Source organism: Sphingobacterium kitahiroshimense (genome assembly GCF_025961315.1).
GTDB classification, from domain to species: domain Bacteria; phylum Bacteroidota; class Bacteroidia; order Sphingobacteriales; family Sphingobacteriaceae; genus Sphingobacterium; species Sphingobacterium anhuiense.
Map to the genome: position 1 here is coordinate 4932783 of NZ_JAOQNK010000001.1, position 19257 is coordinate 4952039.

The 19257-nt window shown below is 34.7% G+C and carries 15 protein-coding genes; 4 read left to right on the forward strand and 11 right to left on the reverse strand.

Going from position 1 to position 19257, the window contains the following annotated elements; all coding sequences use genetic code 11:
• The first annotated feature begins 20 nt into the window (after positions 1-20).
• Together M2265_RS21435 and M2265_RS21440 are read left to right on the forward strand one after the other, a co-directional pair.
• Positions 21-956, forward strand: a complete 936-nt coding sequence (locus tag M2265_RS21435; protein WP_132770836.1) for an MBL fold metallo-hydrolase — start codon at positions 21-23, stop codon at positions 954-956.
• 145 nt (positions 957-1101) lie between these two features.
• Positions 1102-1668 carry a DUF1572 family protein gene (locus tag M2265_RS21440; RefSeq protein ID WP_021188481.1) on the forward strand — a complete coding sequence of 189 codons (567 nt, stop codon included), beginning with the start codon at positions 1102-1104 and terminating at the stop codon, positions 1666-1668.
• A 74-nt stretch (positions 1669-1742) separates the two neighbouring features.
• On the opposite strand, the gene rnr is transcribed toward M2265_RS21440, so the two are convergent.
• The 3 genes from rnr to fsa all read right to left on the reverse strand — a co-directional run bounded on the left by rnr (position 1743) and on the right by fsa (position 5600).
• Positions 1743-3872: a ribonuclease R gene (gene rnr / locus M2265_RS21445; protein WP_132770835.1), complete on the reverse strand. Its 2130-nt coding sequence runs from the start codon at positions 3870-3872 to the stop codon at positions 1743-1745.
• A 509-nt stretch (positions 3873-4381) separates the two neighbouring features.
• Positions 4382-4840, reverse strand: a complete 459-nt coding sequence (locus M2265_RS21450; protein WP_021188479.1) for a Fur family transcriptional regulator — start codon at positions 4838-4840, stop codon at positions 4382-4384.
• Positions 4841-4940: 100 nt separating this feature from the next.
• Positions 4941-5600: a fructose-6-phosphate aldolase gene (fsa, locus tag M2265_RS21455; protein ID WP_021188478.1), complete on the reverse strand. Its 660-nt coding sequence runs from the start codon at positions 5598-5600 to the stop codon at positions 4941-4943.
• 169 nt (positions 5601-5769) lie between these two features.
• Between fsa and M2265_RS21460 the strand changes: the two genes are divergently transcribed.
• The gene (locus M2265_RS21460; RefSeq protein WP_132770834.1) at positions 5770-6990 is read left to right on the forward strand and encodes an MFS transporter; all 1221 of its coding nucleotides are present in this window, start codon (positions 5770-5772) and stop codon (positions 6988-6990) included.
• Here M2265_RS21460 and M2265_RS21465 read toward each other — a convergent pair.
• The 5 genes from M2265_RS21465 to M2265_RS21485 all read right to left on the reverse strand — a co-directional run bounded on the left by M2265_RS21465 (position 6952) and on the right by M2265_RS21485 (position 16686).
• A complete protein-coding gene (locus M2265_RS21465; RefSeq protein ID WP_021188476.1) occupies positions 6952-7419 on the reverse strand; it encodes an aspartyl protease family protein in 468 nt (155 codons plus the stop codon). The two genes, M2265_RS21460 and M2265_RS21465, sit on opposite strands and share 39 nt — an antisense overlap.
• Positions 7420-7479: 60 nt before the next feature.
• Entirely contained in the window at positions 7480-8007 is a 528-nt protein-coding gene (locus tag M2265_RS21470) for a helix-turn-helix domain-containing protein (protein ID WP_206368423.1), read from the reverse strand.
• Positions 8008-8056: 49 nt separating this feature from the next.
• On the reverse strand, positions 8057-8995 hold the full coding sequence (locus M2265_RS21475) for a malate dehydrogenase (RefSeq protein WP_132770832.1): 939 nt from the start codon (positions 8993-8995) through the stop codon (positions 8057-8059).
• Positions 8996-9122: 127 nt separating this feature from the next.
• Positions 9123-11426, reverse strand: a complete 2304-nt coding sequence (locus M2265_RS21480; protein ID WP_237682784.1) for a BamA/TamA family outer membrane protein — start codon at positions 11424-11426, stop codon at positions 9123-9125.
• Positions 11416-16686 (reverse strand): translocation/assembly module TamB domain-containing protein, encoded by a 5271-nt coding sequence (locus M2265_RS21485; RefSeq protein WP_132770830.1) that lies wholly within the window; start codon positions 16684-16686, stop codon positions 11416-11418. The genes M2265_RS21480 and M2265_RS21485 overlap by 11 nt, the downstream gene beginning before the upstream one ends.
• 287 nt (positions 16687-16973) lie before the next feature.
• Here M2265_RS21485 and M2265_RS21490 point away from each other — a divergent pair, with 287 nt between their 5' ends.
• The gene (locus M2265_RS21490) at positions 16974-17405 is read left to right on the forward strand and encodes a Dabb family protein (RefSeq protein ID WP_132770829.1); all 432 of its coding nucleotides are present in this window, start codon (positions 16974-16976) and stop codon (positions 17403-17405) included.
• Positions 17406-17465: 60 nt separating this feature from the next.
• On the opposite strand, the gene M2265_RS21495 is transcribed toward M2265_RS21490, so the two are convergent.
• The 3 genes from M2265_RS21495 to M2265_RS21505 all read right to left on the reverse strand — a co-directional run bounded on the left by M2265_RS21495 (position 17466) and on the right by M2265_RS21505 (position 19027).
• Positions 17466-17759 carry a DUF4342 domain-containing protein gene (locus M2265_RS21495; protein ID WP_037525171.1) on the reverse strand — a complete coding sequence of 98 codons (294 nt, stop codon included), beginning with the start codon at positions 17757-17759 and terminating at the stop codon, positions 17466-17468.
• A 69-nt stretch (positions 17760-17828) separates the two neighbouring features.
• Entirely contained in the window at positions 17829-18023 is a 195-nt protein-coding gene (locus M2265_RS21500; RefSeq protein ID WP_021188471.1) for a YqaE/Pmp3 family membrane protein, read from the reverse strand.
• A 131-nt stretch (positions 18024-18154) separates the two neighbouring features.
• Complete coding sequence (locus M2265_RS21505; protein ID WP_132770827.1) at positions 18155-19027, reverse strand: hypothetical protein; 873 nt, start codon at positions 19025-19027, stop codon at positions 18155-18157.
• Positions 19028-19257 lie beyond the last annotated feature (230 nt).

Genomic DNA, 19257 nt, shown 5'->3' on the forward strand with positions numbered 1-19257 from the left:
TCAAAATCGAAAATATAAATATGAAAAAAATCATCCTGCTTACGCTGACTCTGTTGTGTTCTAAAGTATATAGTCAGACATTTGAAGTAGTGCCGTTGGGAGTTTATGGAGGAGATCATGAAGATAATCTATCTTCATACTTGATTGGTAAGTATAAGGCAAATGCGTATTTAGCGCTAGATGCCGGTACTATAAATGCTGGAATTCGAAAAGCGATAACCTTAAAAACATTTGAGGTTCCAGCAGGCAGGGTATTGCGAGATTATATCAAAGGGTACTTCATCTCGCACGGACATCTTGATCATCTGGCAGGGATGATAATCAATTCTCCCTCAGATGCTGCAAAAAATATTTACGCAACAGCAGCAATGATAGATGTATTGAAAGCGCATTATTTTATAAACGATACATGGGCTAATTTTGCTAATGAAGGTGATTTACCCATACGGAAATATCAATATAAACGTTTAAAAATTGGTCAGATCGATACGGTAACAAATACCGGAATGACTATTCAGGCTTTTGATTTAAGCCATGTGAACCCGATGAAGAGTTCAGCAGTTTTAGTAACTATAGGCGACAGTTCTATCGTATACCTAGGAGATACAGGAGCAGACCGTGTGGAAAAGGTCACAAATCTTGAAAATTTATGGCAATCTATAGCACCCATAATTAAATCACGACGATTGAAAGCTTTAATGATTGAAGTTTCATTTCCTAATGCTCAACCAGAAAAATCACTTTTTGGACATTTAACACCTCAACTTTTAAACGAGGAATTGGGAAAGCTAGCAAGTTTTACCGGAATAGATATGGTACAAGGTTTAAATGTTATTGTTACCCATATGAAGCCTGTTTCCGATAATGTTGACACGATTAAACGGCAATTGCTGGAAAATAATTCTTATAAAGTTAATTTTATTTTTCCGGAGCAAGGAAAACGAATGGTTTTTTAAAATATACTATTAATGATGGCTATGTTTTTTTCAATTGAATGTCAATTTTTGTGTTTTACCTAAAAAAAAGTGAATTTTTCTACTTAGATTTAAGAATAATTGGAAGGTGTATGAGAGATTATTTTATTTTGTAAATCAGATTGTTATGAATTATTTAGAGGATGTTCAAAAATTGTTTTTGTATTATAAGCATTTAGTTGATAGTACTTTGAATCAGTTAAGTGATAGCCAGTTATTTTGGCGCTACAATGATGAAAGTAATAGTGTAGCTGTACTTATTCAGCATATATCCGGTAATATGAAGTCTCGTTTTACAGATTTTCTTACTTCTGATGGTGAAAAAGAATGGAGAAATCGTGATGCAGAGTTTGAATTGGTGGATCAGGACAAGAATAGGTTGTTTCGGGAGTGGAATGAAGCATGGGACAATTTATTTAACACCTTGAAGTGTTTGGAATTTGAAGATCTAGGAAAGCTAATTTATATCCGTAATCAGGGCCATACAGTCGTAGAAGCAATTAATCGACAATTGGCTCATTATCCCTATCATGTAGGACAAATTGTTATGTTGGGAAAAATGATGAAAGGGAATAATTGGAAGTCATTATCCATCCCGAAAGGCGAATCAGAAGTTTTTAATGCTGTTAAATTTACGCAGACTAGGCATATTGAGCATTTTACAGATGAGATGTTAAGACATTTGGATGGTTAGTTTCTCTTTGAAATGAAAAGCCCCCAAAAAAGTGTTTTACTTGATTGGAGGCGTCCATTGTATTTTAATATAACTTAACTGATTAAAGTAAAATCGATTTGACGTTTATCAAGATCAACCTTTTTAACTTTGATCTGTACTTCGTCACCTAATTGATATTTCTTTTTCTTGCGTTGACCTATGATTGCAAAGTTCTTTTCGTCTAATACATAAAAGTCGTCGTTAATGTCTCGTAATCTAACCATACCTTCACATTTGTTGGTTTCAATTTCTACGTACATACCCCATTCAGTTACACCAGAGATAATTCCTGTATATTCAGTCCCAATTTGTTCCTGTAAAAATTCAGCTTGTTTATATTTAATTGAAGCACGTTCGGCTTCTGCTGCCTTCTTCTCCATTTGTGAAGTGTGCTCACACATTTTTTCATAATGATCGGCATTGATTTTATCACCTCCACTTAAATAGTATGCTAATAATCTATGTACCATTACATCTGGATATCGGCGAATAGGTGAAGTGAAGTGCGTATAATAATCAAATGAAAGACCATAATGACTTGTTCCTTTAGTCGTATAGATCGCTTTTGCCATCGAACGAATTGCCAAGGATGTTAACATATTTTGTTCTTTACTGCCTTCAATTTTAGTCATTAAAGCATTGAGAGATTTTGCAGTTTCTTTGTCAGATTTGATCGTTAACTTATGCCCGAATCGAGCAGCAAATTGAGAAAATGTAGTTAATGTCTCTGGATTGGGGACATCGTGAAAACGATAAACAAATGGTAATTTATTTTTTCCTTTTCCTTGTTTTCCAATGTATTCAGCAACTTTTCTATTGGCTAAAAGCATGAAATCTTCAATGAGTTTATGCGCATCTTTTCTTACTTTGGTATAGACACCCGTTGGTTTACCGTTCTCATCCAACGTGAATTTTACTTCTTCACTTTCAAATGCGATTGCACCATTTTTAAATTTGCGCTCACGAAGAATATAAGCAAGTTCATTTAGTTTTAGTATCTCTGAAGCAAAATCTCCTGTTTTTGTTTCAATAACTTCTTGAGCTTCTTCGTAAGAAAAGCGTCGATCAGAATGAATGATAGTTCTTCCGAACCATTGCTCTACAACATTTGCCTTTTCATCAAGCTCAAAGACCGCCGAAAAACAAAGTTTATCCTCATGTGGTCGTAATGAACACACACCATTGGAAAGTCGCTCTGGAAGCATGGGGATTACCCTATCGACAAGATATACTGAAGTACCTCTTTCGTAAGCTTCTTTGTCCAGTTCAGTCTCTGGAATAACATAGTGCGAAACATCGGCAATATGGACTCCGATTTCATAATTCCCATTTTCTAATTGCTGAAAAGAAATTGCATCGTCGAAATCTTTTGCATCAGCAGGATCAATTGTAAATGTGGTGATTGCCCTGAAATCCCTACGTTTTGCAATTTCATCCTGAGAGCAGGTTTCTGGTAAAGCATTTGCCTCTTCTTCAACTTTTTTAGGAAACTTTAATGGAAATCCGTAGTCTGCCAATATAGCATTCATTTCCGTGTTGTTTTCTCCTTTTTTACCTAAAATAGTCTTGACTTTGCCAATCGGATTTTTTGCACCTTGTGGCCATTCAATAATAGAGACTACAACCTTTTCTCCATCCTTAGCACCCTCAAGATTATCAAGCGGTATAAAAATATCATGCAACATCTTTCTATCGTCTGCAATAAAGAATGCAAAGTTTTGAGAAAGATTGATAATACCTGTGAAATCTGTTTTTGCACGCTGTATAATTTCAACAACTTCTCCTTCTTTTTTACGGCCTCTGCTCTTTTCAAAAGTATGTACTTTAACAATATCTCCATGCAGTGCTTGACGTAATTTTCGAGGTGCTACAAAGATATCATTCTCAAATTCGTCTTGAGGTATAATATAAGCCGATCCTTCAGCAGTCATATCGACTTTTCCCGTCACGTAAACTTTAAGTTGACGAAGTTTGAATTTACCCTTCTCAACCTCTAAAAAAGGGCTGTTTTTCGGATGGTCAGTCAGAATGTTGGCGATTGCTATTTTGGAATCTGAATCGTGAACGTTCAGCTTTGATGCGACTTGTTTATAGTTGAGTGGCTTGTTGTTTGACTTCTCGAAGATGTCGATGATGAGCTGTGTTAAAACCTCTTGGTACGGGTTTTCTTTTTTTGTCGTCATACGTTTTTATTTACTTTTATCGTGTTGTAAGTGGGGGAGAAGGCTACTGTAGTTTGCAATATAATACCATTGCTATTTAGGCTATTCCCGATGTCTTATCACATACAATATACAAATATTAATCCGAAATTGTGGATATCTAAATGTTCTTTGTTTTTGTTATAGAATTAAGTGTATTTTTAATTCTATTTAGCTTATTTAATATTTTGATAACCAGTATAGTGAGTATTAAATAGCTTAATGAATCATTATTTGTGATGTTGATAAACAATATACTTTCAGGTTCTGCTCGATTTTTAATATTTTGCTAAATGTGTTTTTATCAAATTCTTATTTATTAAAATTTAATAAAGTGTATTGTATCAATTATTTAGATTTCTTTTTGCTGAATTTTAGTTGATGATTAAGAAAGAATCTTAGCATCAGGATTTAGTAGAAGCGTGTGCAAAGTAAAGGTTTTTAGAAATACTGGTACCTTCCTTTGAATTCAGTAAAATTTTGTTTTTTTATTATTTTTCCTGACATTGATCGCATAGACCCAGGGCATTTATAGCTACAGCTTCAAGTTTGTAACCTTCAGGAATGTTGAAGGAGGGAAGTGTGATTTCATCCATACAAAATACGGAGTTACAGCTTCTGCAGATGAAGTGCACATGTTGGTCATGATGATTGTGCTCGGAGCAGTTGGTCGAACAGAGGGCGTAAGTAGCTGTACCATTTAGATCAAAAATTTTATGCAATATTCCCTTCTCCTCAAATGAAGCTAAAACGCGATAGAGGGTGACACGATCAATTTCTTTACCGATTAATTTTTCGAGCTCTGGTTGTGAAATGGCTGATTTCTTAGTCGATATAACTTCCAAAGTTCGCAGTCTAGGCTGTGTAACCTTAAGCTGATATTGTTTTAGTAAAGTTGTAAAATCGACACGCTCATGTACTGTTTTTTCCTGTTGTTGCTCTTTACTCATAATACAAAAATACATCATTATTCTAATATAAAAAAGCGGTCAGAAACAAGTTATTCATACTCGTTTCTGACCGTTTCTTTAAAGTCGTTTTATATCGATTTTATTTCCCTGCTGCCTTCGCGTGGTCAGCTAAGAAAGTAGCAAGACCACTATCTGTTAAAGGGTGTTTTAATAAAGCTGTGATTGCAGATAAAGGACCCGTCATCACATCAGCTCCAATCTTAGCACAACCTAAAATGTGTGCACTGTTACGTACCGAAGCGGCTAAGATCTGTGTTGGGAAACTGTAGTTATCATAGATTAAACGGATTTCTTCGATAAGTCCTAAACCATCTGTAGAAATGTCATCTAAACGACCAATGAAAGGTGAAACATAAGTAGCTCCAGCTTTTGCAGCTAGGAGTGCCTGACCTGCAGAGAAAACCAAAGTACAATTTGTTTTGATTCCTTTTTTGCTGAAATATTTAATTGCCTTGATACCATCTTTGATCATAGGAACTTTAACAACAATCTTGTCATCTAACTTTGCAAGTGCTTCTCCTTCTTTGATCATTTCTTCGTAGTTTGTAGAAATTACCTCCGCACTTACATCGCCATCTACGATAGCACAGATCGCTTTGTAATGATTGATTACATTCTCGTCACCACTGATTCCTTCTTTAGCCATTAAACTTGGGTTTGTTGTTACCCCGTCTAATACACCTAAATCTTGTGCTTCTTTGATTTGTTCTAAGTTTGCTGTGTCAATAAAAAATTTCATCTTGTATTGAATTGATTGTTAATTGTTTGGTTTATTTACCATTAAGTGGCAAAGTTATCGATTAAAATTCACTAATCTTGTGCAGAAATGAAATTACTGCACAAATATTGCTTAGTCATTACTGTTCATTTTAGATCATTCCTTTCATTTACTTCTATTATTCATTGATATGCAGATATTTCGTTCGCTTCAGTATCCAAATTTTAGATTACATATAATTGGCCAGGCAATCTCATTGATGGGCACTTGGATGCAACGTGTTGCTATAAGTTGGTTAGTATATAAGTTAACAGATTCTGTTTTCTGGTTAGGTTTTGTATCTTTCATCTCCCTGCTTCCTTCTTTGGTATTATCTCCATTTATTGGAAGTTTTGTCGATAAACATAAAAAGTATAAGCTTGTTTTTATTACACAAATAGGTCTAATGATTCAAGCAGGAATCTTAACACTATTAGTGTACCTGAAGATGGAAACAGTATTGTGGTTATCTATTTTGGGATTTGCACAAGGAGTAATCAACGCTTTCGATGTGTTAGGAAGACAATCGTTGATGGTACACTTAGTGGATAATAGAAAAGATCTGCCTAATGCAATAGCACTAAATTCTTCTATATTTAATGCCGCGCGTATGGTTGGTCCGGCTATTGGTGGTATATTATTGAGTACATACGGTGAAATGATGTGTTTCAGCAGTAATTTTCTGAGTTTTATCCCTGTTTTGATTACTTTATGGATGATGAATGTCACAGAAAGTACAGCAAGCTTAAGCAAAGGAAGTAATTGGCAGGGATTGGTCGAAGGGTTTTATTATTTGAAAAGATCGCCCCATATTTTTTCGCTTATTATAGTGATGACTTTTTCTAGCTTATTAGTGATTCCATATACTTCTTTATTACCTGCTGTAGCAAAAGAAATGTTTAATGGCGATGCAGGTACATTTTCATGGTTTGAAAGTGCAGCTGGTCTTGGGGCAATGATAGGTGCTATTAATATGGCACGGCTAAAATCGGGGACTAATATGCGCTACCAAGTAATGGGCGCAGCATTGTTAATGGGAGCTGCCTTGTTTTTACTCGGGCATTCATCTGTTTTAGTTCTTGCTCTCTTATATACGGCGATCGTTTCTTTCGCTATGATGATGCAGAACTCCAGTATTAATACGTATATACAGACGCATGCGATGCCGATCTATAGAGCACGAGCAATTTCTTATTATGTAATGGCGTTTCAAGGTGTTTTCCCTATAGGTAGTTTGCTTATAGGGGCTTTAGCAAGCTATTTCGGATTGCGTAGTGTCTTATACTTTATGGGCGGTGCAGGTGTTTTGATTGCTTTATCTTATTATTTATATTTACGTCTGCATATTCATAAAAGGCTCTTTAAGTTTTAACTTTCTCTTGAGTAATTTAAGCGTTTTCTTTTTGTAATCAATCACTGCGCCATAAGGAGCTAAAATATCTCCTCCGATCACTCCGATCACAGGACGTAGATTCATCTGTTCGTAAGCATAGTTAATAGAACTGAGGTCAAGAACTGCAGCCCTATAATTTTTTATTTTCCAATCATGGATTTTAAAAAGAGGAATATGAATCAAAAAACTTTCCATGTTATTCGTGCCTAAACCTGTTGAAAGCGTATCGGTACTTTCTAATTGGAATTGGTCTGTGTGAATTTTTTCTAATTGGTTTTTATCAAAAACAGTCTTTGAAGCTCCAGTATCTAAAACCATTAAATGGGTAGTTTCGTATAAAGTGACCTCTATTAAAATATGAGTGCCTTGCTCCTGTAATTGTAAAATCTGTAAGGGGATGATTGCCATATTCCAAACATAGAAAAAATATGTGCTTCATGAAAGTTAAAGTATCTTTATTTAGATAGATTAATGCACTTGATCTAAAGTTTGCCGTAAAGCGGTAGGATTATTTAAATTTTTAAACTGCGTTGGTGTTAAACCTGTGTTTTTTTTGAATTGATTGCTGAGATATGCAGTGCTTGAATAATTAAGCTTTTCAGCGATTTCAGCTAATGAAAGTTCATCGTAAATTAATAACTCCTTAATATATTCTATTTTTTGGAAGATAGCATATTTTTCAATACTGATACTTGCTACAGAAGAGAAGAGGGCACTTAAAGAGCTGTATTCAACATGTAAATGATCACTTAATATATCTGATAAATTTTTATTCAGATAGTTATAAGGACAGCGTGTATAATCGATGATCAGCAATTTTATTTTTTCAATAAGACGCGTGTTTCTATCATCGATTAATTCAAAACCAATAGCATGCAGATTTTCCTTCACTTTCTTTCGTTGTTCCGGTTGTAGTGAATGGTCCAACGTAACAACACCTAGTTGTAGATCATGATAAGGGATATGCAACTCTTTAAATATATTTTCTACAGCCATCTTACATCTATTGCAGACCATATTTTTAATAAAGAGTTGCATATTATTTTTATAAAACGTTAATATCTTTTAGTACATTATTCATGTTTCGAACAGCATCCGCACTTTTGTGTAGTTTTTGCTTTTCCTCTTCCGAAAGCTTCAAAGGTACAATTTTATCCCATCCATTTTTATTGATGATGACTGGAACACCTAAATTGATATCCGATAATCCAAATTCTCCATCCAAAAATACACTTGCTGTGAAAAGCTTGTTTTGATTTCTAACGATACTTTCAACGACAGCTGCAGTCGCTGCCCCAGGAGCATACCATGCAGAGGTTCCGATTAAGGATGTCAAAGTTGCACCGCCTACCATTGTTTTCTGAATAATTTCTTCTTGCTCCTCCTCTGTTAAAAAATCAGTTACAGGAATACTATTCCATGTGGCATGTTTGATCAGAGGAATCATAGTCGTATCGCCGTGACCGCCGACAACAATTGCATTAAGGTCACTTGCAGAAGCGTTTAATTTTTGACTTAGCTGATATTTAAATCGTGCAGAATCCAATGTTCCCCCCATACCTATGATTCTATTTTTTGGAAGACCAGAGCTTTTTAAAGCCAAATATGTCATGGTATCCATTGGATTTGAAACAATAATAATAATGACCTCAGGAGAATGTTTGATCAAATTATCAACTACTGTTTTAACAATATTTGCATTAGTGCCGATTAGTTCTTCTCTGGTCATGCCCGGTTTTCTCGGAATTCCTGAAGTAATAACTGCTACAGTGGAGCCTGCGGTTGCACTGTAATCATTCGTTACACCTATTATTTTTGAGTCGAATCCCAATAAAGCAGCAGTCTGTGACATATCTTGTGCCTTACCTTCAGCAAACCCTTCCTTGATATCTAAAAGGATGATTTCTTCAGCAACCTCTCTTCTAATTAAATTATCTGCAGTTGTCGCTCCAACTGCTCCTGCACCAACTATTGTAACTTTCATAAGCCTTTTAATTTTGGTCCTTAGACATTAATTTTTCTTTGAATTTACTCAATAAATAGTAGGAAAGCAATTAAGTTGTATAAAAAATGATAGGAAATAAAAAGGAGAACTTTCGTTCTCCTTTTTATTAAAATGGATAGCCAATAGCTAGATTAAACATTAAGTTGTCCTTGCGCCATCTGCTACTTCCTAAATCAATATCTTTCAAGACCCAACGCTCTCCTTTATCCAAATATGGAATACGGAATGGAATAGCAAAATCTGTTCTTAATATAAGAAAAGTAAAGTCAAATCTTAAACCTAAACCGCCACCGACAGCTAATTCAGTCAAGAAATCTTTGCTAAATTTTGCTCCGGGCTTTTCATCATCTGTATTTTGTAGCCACACATTACCGGCATCAATAAATGCCGCCCAATGGACAAAACCAGCCAATTTAGCACGATATTCTGTACTCATTTCCAATTTTATATCTCCAGTTTGATCAGCATAGAACTTATTGGTCCCAATGTTTTGAGGTTTTAAAGTTCCTGGACCAATTGCTCGAGCAGCAAAAGCGCGAATACTGTTTGGACCACCCACATAATACTGTTTTAGATAGGGTAAAGCACGGGAGTTACCATAAGAGTAACTTAGACCTAAACTGACTCGCGATGCTAATTGTGAATTTTCACTTAGTTTTAAATAATGTCTACCATCACCACTTACCTTGATATATTGAGAAAAATAAGCGTTGAATAATTTAAATGTTTTACCCTCATTGTAGTTGGCACCTTTTATCAATCCCAATACATTACCAGATAAATCTAAATTTCCTTTAAAATAAAAGGTGTTTTTTAGATTTTTGTTCATCATATTGGATAAAGTAAAATTATAATTTGGACCAATAGTAAACTGTGGCTCTATAGCATGTTTTAGCGTTGGTACCGTATCCATCTGGGCTTTATATTCGTCTGAAATACGGCTGGGCTGTACATATGTAATCTCTAATAATCCCAAATCATGTTGTTTCTCTTCAGATTCCTGCCAGATATAACCATAGTCTAGTTTTAGAGATCGTAATGTATATGCTCGAGTTCTATTTAAGAATTCAAATCCCGTTTTGATGTAGGTTTTTGGTATAAATCTACGACTGGGATTTATTTTGAAAGGCGAAAGAATACGGGGAAATGTTAAAGTAAGATCTGCACCATAGCGATAATAGCTTGAGTTTAGACTTACACTTCCACCGGTCTGTGTTTCGTATCCACCAAAAACATTTAGACTTAACAGTTCGGCACCTCTAAAGGCATTGCGTAATTGCCAGTTCACATTAAGTTCGGATCCATTATATACCGAAGCCATTTTTCCTAACAATTCGAGACGAATAGATTTCTTAGGAAGAGGAGTAAGATAGTAATATACATCTAGTCCGTTTTTGACATCTTTACTATCAACGAAGTTGTTTTTAACAAATTTGAAGCTATTTAGATTTACAAGATGACTGATTGTTTTATTATGGGCACCGCGATTATAACGATCTCCTTTTTTAAAGAAGATATGGTTAGCTATAACGGGTTTTCTAAAGGTATTTTTTGGATCTATAAAGTAATATGAACTATCGAATAATTGCGCATTACGTGGAGCACGTTGATATCCTGTACCTTCGTCCGTATAATTTGGATAGATGTATATATTATTTATCTTGGATGGTGATTTAGCTATAACAGGTGTTTCAGGTTTAATAGTGACATATAAATTGACTTTATTATCTCCAATTGTACTATCTGCTTCCACCAATATATAGTCAGGACTGAAATAATAGTACCCAATATTTTTAAGTTCATTATCAATCCGATCACGTTCATTCAGGATATCATCTAAACTATAATGCTTACCAACCTTTAAAAGAGACTTATCACGAGATAGGAGTATATCTCGGCCAAGCTGTATCGTACTGTCTACATTAAACGTAACAGATTTTATTTTATAAATCAGATTAGTCGTCGCAATATAGTGTATGGTCGCTTCTTTATCCTTAATTGTAGTGTCAGACTTTACCTCTGCATTAAAGAAACCAATATTTTCAAGTCGATTTCTTAACAGGTTTTCATTATATTCCCTATTTACATCACTCAATAAAACGGGTTCTTCACCCATTTTTTTTAGTTGTCTGCGAATGAAGTTTTTTCCAACTGAATCACCAGCCATGTTGTTGAAAGCTAGTTTGTAACGCCATCCAAAAAGTGTCTTATTGGGTTTGGGCATTAATACCTGTTCCAGATGCGTAGCTAAGGCCTTTTTATGTTCTTTGGAAATCGTATCCGATTCAATATCGACATGGCCATCCACATATAAGGACTGACCCTCTTTTAAATTTTTTGTGGTCGAACAAGAAGCAATGAAAAGCCCTATAAATACAACAAAAGCTATAAATTGATTGCTATTTTTCATTATTCTCCCTTTCTTCATTTCTAATCACTTTTTCTCCTATTGTATCTGTTTTCTGATTCGTTGAATCAGTCTTATTGCTTGGTTTGGTTTGCTGGATTTGTTTTCTATCCAAGTAACGTTCTTTATATTTCTTAGGATCGTTACGCATCATACTATCTCGAATTGCAAAGCGGACGCTGTCCCTGTAAACGGAGTCGGTTTCCATACGTTCTACGTCAAAACGTTTACGGAAATTTTTGCTTCGGGTATTATATTCATTTAATTTTTTAGAATTCATCCAAATTTCTCTGAATTTATTGTAGCTCATATTGATGATAAATCCAATACCTGTTTCAACATATTGGCCCTGAAGTGTTACTTGATATTGGTTTTTCCGATATACGCGAGCGAAATAGCGACCATCTTGAGACAGTTGATAATCTAGACTAATATCTCCGGCAATATTCGCAGCTTGCTCTCCAGGTCTTGAATTCCCTTCAACTTCAAAATTCGAACCTATAGTGATTTTCAAACGGTCGTTAAATAGCATTTTTGAAACACCAATATTTAAATCGGTACGTGTTTCCCCAACTCCAGTTGTAAAATCCTGCTCGGATTGTAAGTCAAAATCTAATTCCACTCCTTTAATTAAATCCGAAGCTAGTCGGTTTAACTGTGACGTTAGTAATGAACTCACACTATTACGTGCCATAGATTCGACACCGCCACCACCAGATAAACTTTCAAATGGATTAGAAGCCAAAAAGCGTCCTAATACGATCAATGAGAAAACCTGCTTATTCATTTCAGAAGGGTCTGTTCGTATTTGTGAAAGGGCATTATTGACTTTACTCACCACATCTTGAGACGCAATGGCGTTATTTTCATCCAGATCAATATCAAATCCTAGTTTAGGCTCGAATAACTTTTCTGTGATTAATAAATTGACATTAAATGGTACTCGCTGTTTGTATAGATTAGAATTATCTGCACCAAGTTGAGTTTGTACCAATTCCAGGGTAGGGGCCTTGACTTTGTATACTGCAGTGATATCCATTCTCGCATCTAGCGGGTCTCCTGCCCATGTAATTGTACTTCCTTCTTTAAATAAGAACTCACGTTTCACAGGCCCAAAAGAAAACGAATAACTTCCTTTGTCGACCGTATAAGTTCCCGACATGGTGATTTTGTTACTCGCATCGATACCTGCATTTAATTCAGCTTCACCTTGGATGTTTAAGGCGTCCTGAGATCCTTCGTCAAGAATAACTTTGAATTTAGCATTCTTGTCAGTTTGAAGATTCAGCGTCACATCGATTCCTGTTAATTTTGTTGTTGTTAGTGAATCCAATTTTGCAAAAACATTTGCTCTTGTTGTATCACTTTTATCAACAAATTCTACGACACCTTTTCGCTCCACCATACCAGGGTCATCATTCGGCATAATGAATACAAAATCAGTTTTATCTTGAACTTTGATATTTCCATCGACAACAGGTTTATCCAATGTGCCTCTTATACGTAGATCAGAAGAAACGTACATTTTACCAAAGAACAGATCATTATCCTCCCGAGTCGAATTCACAACTTCAAAGTTATCAGTCTTAAGATTCAAATTAAAGTCATAATCTGTATAGTTTTTAGTTAAAATGGTACCATTCAAATCACCAGTATTGCCTTTTTTATCTTTGATGTTGAAATTGGATAAAGAGATTCCCCTATTATCAAAACTAATTTTTTCGTTATCAATTAAGAACGCCGCATTAAGCATAGCAACATTAAATTCAGCACCATTAAAATTCAGATCACCGTTGATAACAGGTCTATCAGTCGTACCGGATATTTTAAGCTCTCCTTGGACATCCCCTTTAGATTCTTTTAAGTACCCAAAGCTGAAAGCTTGAATTGTCTTCATTTTTAAAGGAGCAATGTTGAGCGTAGCATCAAAAGTAGCTTCTCCAGTTGGAGGACTTATAAACTCTCCGATTAAACTGACGTTATTGCCATTTTCAGTAATACTGACATTGGCTGCATACGTGTTTTCTTTTTCATTATTAACTTTAATATTGACATTTCCAATTGTATCCGTCCCTAAGTAAAATTTATCAATTCCAATATCTGATACAAAAACAGGGTTACTTTCAAGGCGTGAAATCGTTGCTTGTCCATTAATACCACCACCAATATTCATGTCATCAGCGGCAATCATTTTACTGAGGGTCTCAATTCTGAAATTTTTAAAAAGTAGATCTATAGGTGAATTCAGAACACTATCCTGTGATTTAATTTCCAATAACTGTCCCTTGTTTTCCAGAATGAAATTATGAGCTTGAATACCCGCTTTACCAAAGGATAAAACATTCGTACTATCGACATTCCATTTATCATAATTTAGCATTAATCCATCTTCTAGTAAGCTAAAAAGAAAGTTGCCACGATCTACTTTCATATGGGCACCTAAATGGTACTGTTCTTTATCTTTTTTGTCTTTAATCCAAACGCCAAAATCTAAGTTATTTTTAATGACTTTACCACTGAGTACCGTATTGATCAATTCGATATTGCTAACTTTTATTTTGTTAATCAAAGCAGAATAATACATGGTGCTGTCAACTGTTGTCAGATCAAAAGTCACACTATTAATATCTGTGCCTGCATAAACAATTTTTGGTGCATCGAGCTTAGCCTGGATTAACTTGTTCTTACTATTAAACATACCATCAAGTGTGATGTCTTTCATTTCAGTCAGATCAGGTAAGAAGTCCTTTATAAATTTTGTTCTGGTCAACTGAGCAGAAAATTCAAATTGTTGATCTTCGTATTTTGGAATGGTTACAGGAGCTCCAGGTTGATAATAAACGTGTGCAATGTCTTGTATTGCTGTACCAAGCTCCATTAATTTATATTTACCAACTAAATGGGCATTTAAAAAGGCAGATTTTAACATTAAAAGATTTGAGCTGCTATCCGAACGAGCGATAATTGAAATACTATCAAGAGTGTAGCGGTCATTATTGTATGCAATTGAAGAATTGATGATATGTGCTTCTCCATTCAGGAAATTAGGGTCTGCTGTTTCAAAATTTCCGACCATTTTGCCATGATAACGGAAGTCATCATCCATTAACTTTAAATTCTGTAAATTAATGCTATCGACCATCAGTTCAAAATCGACTTTCGGATATTTTGCATGCATATTCGCGGTAGCATTTAAATTGAATTTGACATTTGGATCAATACTATTAATTGAAGCTTCGATATCGCCTGCATTAGCATTCATATTCATATCGATATTATGGTATTGATATCCTAAAGCATCCAGACGGATTAGTTTTCCGTCCACATTCGCTATCGCTTTTTTAGGATCTAATCCATGCCCTTTTACGTTGGCTTCAAATGATAAGATACCTAAAACAGAATCTTGTTTCAAAATTTTTCCGATGTCAAAGTCTTTAATAGATACGTAAGCATCATATGTCGTATCACGCTTTGCCATATCAAATTTACCATTTACTTTAGCAGTTCCTTTTTCCGTCACTAAGGATAAATTGGTGTTGAATGATTGCATTCCCCCTTTAAATGTTCCAGTAAGCCCTATTGCATTTGGAAGTTCAAGATTTTTAGGAAATAATGATTTGGCAACAAGTTGTTCAATATCAGATCGGCCAGTTGTGAATTTTTTGAGCGTAAGGTCAATAGACATCTTATCAACATTAGGAAGACCCTTGAGTCTAGCACTGGCAATTACTTTTGTATTCGATAATGTGCTGAAATCTAAGTGTGGGATATTGAGATCGTTCAGTTTTCCCATTACTTTTCCGTCAATATTGAATTTTTTATTCATGAGCGGATGCATGATCTCCATAGTATCCAAGAACGGAGCAAAATAATAAATATCGCGCATATCAACATGACTCTTTTTAATGTTGGCATTGACAGTAAGCAATTCAGGTTTTTCCGATATAGCCTCTAAAGAAGGATAAGATATTTTAATATAATCTTGTAATAATGTTTTAGAAGTTGCAGCATACAGATTTTTGATCTCAGCACCTGTATTGGTATAGATAAAATCACCTTTTAGATTTTTAATTTCGAAACCGGAGTGATCTTTTGCTGTTAATGATTTTAGCGATCCGCTAATTGAATCTGCGCTATAATACAAATCAGTCATCGCAGTATTGATCGCAGGGATTTTAATATTGAAATAATCAAATCCTTTCATCCGTGCTTGATTGTCATCTTTATACCATACATTGGTATTATTGATGTTGATGTCCGAAACAGAAACAATCCAATTAACCTTGGATGGTGCTGATGCTGTTGTATTTTTATCTGCGGCTGGTTTAGTTATTTTTGCTATTTTATCAAAAAACACCTGTGAATCAGATCCTTCTAAATTAATCTTTTTTATTGAAACAATTTCCTTATTAAGATCAATACTATTAATATCCGCGTGTAGCTTTTGAATGGCAAACCTTGTTCTCAGTTTTCCCGCTTTATCTTCATATCGAACATTGATATTTCGCAGGTCTGCCGTATTAATACCAATATCAGGTAATAAAGAAGTGGCAATTGCAGTGGAATCAGTAATTCCAAAATCTTCAACACTGGGGCCATCGCCTTCTTGGGTAGGATTCCATTGTGTGACTAATGCACTTAAGCCGTCAATAGTAACTTTTGGCATATCAAATGCCATATTTTTTGTCAAGTCAAATTTCTTGATCCTGGTGTCAAAATGTTTCAAATAGACGTCAGCGCTCGTGCCAATTACGTCATCGGCATATACCACATGAAAACGATCAAAGATAACTTTGTCCATATTGAATACCATAGCAGAAGAAGTATCAGTTTTTGCTTTGGTACTTTCAGGACTCGCAAATGCTTTTATGATATAGTCAAAATTGAAACTGCTGTCAGGCATAGACCGACGTATTTTTGCGGTAATGCCAGTAGCCTCCAGTTGCTGGATTTCTACTGTACTTTTTAGTAGTTTCATCATATTGATGTCCACTTTGATGGCCTCACCTGCTACTAATGTATCTCTAGATTGATCTTCCAGATAGATGTTCTCTAAAACAAGTTTTTTTGGAAATTCAATATTGATGCTACCAATATGAAAGGGCGTGCCAATTTTGCCCTCAACATAAGTGGCTACTTTTCCGGCAATAAAATTTTGCACGGAAGGAAGTCGAATCAAAAAAATAATGAGAAGTAAGAGTCCAATGACAGATCCAATAATCCATAAAAGGGTCTTTAATGCGATACGGCTAAATTTATTCAAAATATTTTTTAGTCTTTATATAAACCTTAATTTATTATTATAACGTAAAACAAGTGATTATGTTTATATCTTATTTACTATTTTACATTTAATTTTATTACAAAGAAGGATGGATATTCCAGTTTTTCTCCAAGAACTAAATATAGGGAGAAGTATTTGTAATGTTGTCGAAATTAATCAAAAATAGTGCCTTATTTCTAGTATACAACCTCTATTTTTAAGTTTGGCTTTTAGATTGGTTTTTTGCTTTTTTTCTACGTATATTCGAGATAATCAACATAAAACAAATGGAAAGAAAGAAATTTTTAAGCTCATTAGCGCTAGCGAGCGTTGGTGGAACAGTACTGACTTCATGTCTAAATACACAAAGTAATAATGAAACAACAATAACACAAGCCGGATTCAATGCCGGATTTATATTTCATAGCGTCTATTTCTGGTTAAAAGAAGGAATCACGGCAGAGGAAGATAAGGATTTTTTAAAGTTTTTTGACATTTTGAAAAAAGTGCCAGGAGTACAATCTTGCCATATCGGTAAACCCGCTAAAACTAATCCAAGACCAGTGGTCGATAATTCTTTTTCATATCATATCATGTTGACCTTTGAAAATCTGGAAGCAATTACAAAATATGAAGAACATCCAGATCATCTAGCTGGGATTGATCAATATAGTAAGTATTGGGTAAAAGTAGAAGTAAAAGATACGGTTATTAGCTAGTTCTTAATAAAAAGCATAATGTGAAAGAGAGGATCATAAGTGCTCTCTTTCATATGTCTATCATTTTACTTCAATACTCTGAGATGTGTTTTGATTGTCTTGGTCATTATCATCTTTTTCTTGTCGCTCGACAGTTATTTTGCATTCTGTCAATAAAGCCGCCATAGCACCAACTGCTGCAAATATAGGGGCAAAGATGAGGCCTATAGCACCTACAGTAACAGGGAAACTCATGATTTCTTTTCCTGATTTATCGGATATGCTGATTTTCGTCACATTTCCATCCGCAATGAGTTCTTTAATCTTCTTTAGTAGATTTTCACCTGTAATCGAGAAAGTTTCTTTAATGCTCATAATGATTTGATTTTTAAAATGATGTCCAATAAATATAATCATTATTGTCCAAATAATTGGATAGAAATGTTAAAAGCGTTGCTCACGCTTAAACTGATTAAATCTGGATTTATTTTTACCATCAACTCGTGAAGCTACTGCCCATATTGCCGCGGGCAACCAACCGATAAGTGTGCATTGCAAAATCAAACATAAAATTCCAGAAAATATTTTCCCTCTTAAAAAAAAGGAAAGCCAAGGTAATAATACTGCTATTAAGATCATATCTTTTGTTTCTTTGTTTAGCCAAAGATAAATCCTACAATAATTTATTCACGTCTTTTTTAGGTAAACCTAGAAAAAGCATCGGCGAACATAGGTTATAAAAAGGTGAATAAATTCCTTCTTTCAATTGCTTACCTCATTTCGATGAGCTCACTTAACGTTTTTCCATCCCAGGTGTATTTCTTTTGACTTTTTGTTTCCTTGTAATTCGGCTCATCTAAATTGTCATCAATATTTTCGCCTTCAACTATTTTTTTATAGATCATAGTGGGATCACCTTTATGTTCGGAGGGGAACAAGATTGTTTCATCATAATAGAATACACCCGCATCAGAAACAGACATTTTGCTTGGAAAATGAATTAATTCTTGACCAGTCCATGCAAAATAGTAATATTGGGTAGCGATTCCACATGCCTCACCTAAAAAAGCAGAACGATGAATATTTTTAATGTTTTTTAATCCCATTCCTCCTAAGATCTTAGTCTCGGTACCAGTTTGATCATTTACCTCAGCTTGATATGAAGCGCGCGCAATAACGTTTTTTTCTCGATCAAAAACTTTGAGTTCGGCGTCATAATAAGATGGTGAATTTTCAGTAAAGGATCTGAATTTTTTAAAACCATAAATGAACTGTTCGCCCTCCTGGTTAAGTATGCTGTTGAGAGCTAGTAAACCTAACCATATAAAACCCTCTTTTTTGACATTGTCTTTTATAAAACTAATTTTATACCATGGCGCATAAAATCCTCTTATCGTACTTCCATTGTACCCCTCACTGTTAATAACAACCATTGCGCCCTCTTGTAGAGAATCGACCAACTTCGATTTAGTATCCGCATTTTCACGGACATATGCCACGTCAGCGAATACATAAGCTGTATCACCTTTCTGAAAATTCCATAAAGTGTATTCATCACTGACAGCATACGCTGCAGGTTGTTCCTGTGCACGAACCAATAAAAAGGTAATTGAAAATAGAAAGAGAAGTGCTTTTTTTTTCATGTTTTTAACAATCTAGTTTTTTTGTGTAAAATACTTATTTTGGAATGATCATAATCAATTAGATGACAAATTTGATTCCAATTAGGGATATGAATGTAATTATTTTTACACATCATTATAAATGAAAATATTGTTCAGTTCTATGCGTTTGAATTTTAATTGTTTATATCGTCTTTTAAACGCACATATTTTTAATATAGGGTAGCATTGGCTATGGGGATGAAACGCTA

Bases quoted from the DNA above. Each gene is read 5' to 3' on its own strand.
- M2265_RS21435 (WP_132770836.1), top strand. From the start codon at position 21: ATGAAAAAAATCATCCTGCTTACGCTGACTCTGTTGTGTTCTAAAGTA.
- M2265_RS21440 (WP_021188481.1), top strand. From the start codon at position 1,102: ATGAATTATTTAGAGGATGTTCAAAAATTGTTTTTGTATTATAAGCAT.
- rnr (WP_132770835.1), bottom strand. From the start codon at position 3,872: ATGACGACAAAAAAAGAAAACCCGTACCAAGAGGTTTTAACACAGCTC.
- M2265_RS21450 (WP_021188479.1), bottom strand. From the start codon at position 4,840: ATGAGTAAAGAGCAACAACAGGAAAAAACAGTACATGAGCGTGTCGAT.
- fsa (WP_021188478.1), bottom strand. From the start codon at position 5,600: ATGAAATTTTTTATTGACACAGCAAACTTAGAACAAATCAAAGAAGCA.
- M2265_RS21460 (WP_132770834.1), top strand. From the start codon at position 5,770: ATGCAGATATTTCGTTCGCTTCAGTATCCAAATTTTAGATTACATATA.
- M2265_RS21465 (WP_021188476.1), bottom strand. From the start codon at position 7,419: ATGGCAATCATCCCCTTACAGATTTTACAATTACAGGAGCAAGGCACT.
- M2265_RS21470 (WP_206368423.1), bottom strand. From the start codon at position 8,007: ATGGCTGTAGAAAATATATTTAAAGAGTTGCATATCCCTTATCATGAT.
- M2265_RS21475 (WP_132770832.1), bottom strand. From the start codon at position 8,995: ATGAAAGTTACAATAGTTGGTGCAGGAGCAGTTGGAGCGACAACTGCA.
- M2265_RS21480 (WP_237682784.1), bottom strand. From the start codon at position 11,426: ATGAAAAATAGCAATCAATTTATAGCTTTTGTTGTATTTATAGGGCTT.
- M2265_RS21490 (WP_132770829.1), top strand. From the start codon at position 16,974: ATGGAAAGAAAGAAATTTTTAAGCTCATTAGCGCTAGCGAGCGTTGGT.
- M2265_RS21495 (WP_037525171.1), bottom strand. From the start codon at position 17,759: ATGAGCATTAAAGAAACTTTCTCGATTACAGGTGAAAATCTACTAAAG.
- M2265_RS21500 (WP_021188471.1), bottom strand. From the start codon at position 18,023: ATGATCTTAATAGCAGTATTATTACCTTGGCTTTCCTTTTTTTTAAGA.
- M2265_RS21505 (WP_132770827.1), bottom strand. From the start codon at position 19,027: ATGAAAAAAAAAGCACTTCTCTTTCTATTTTCAATTACCTTTTTATTG.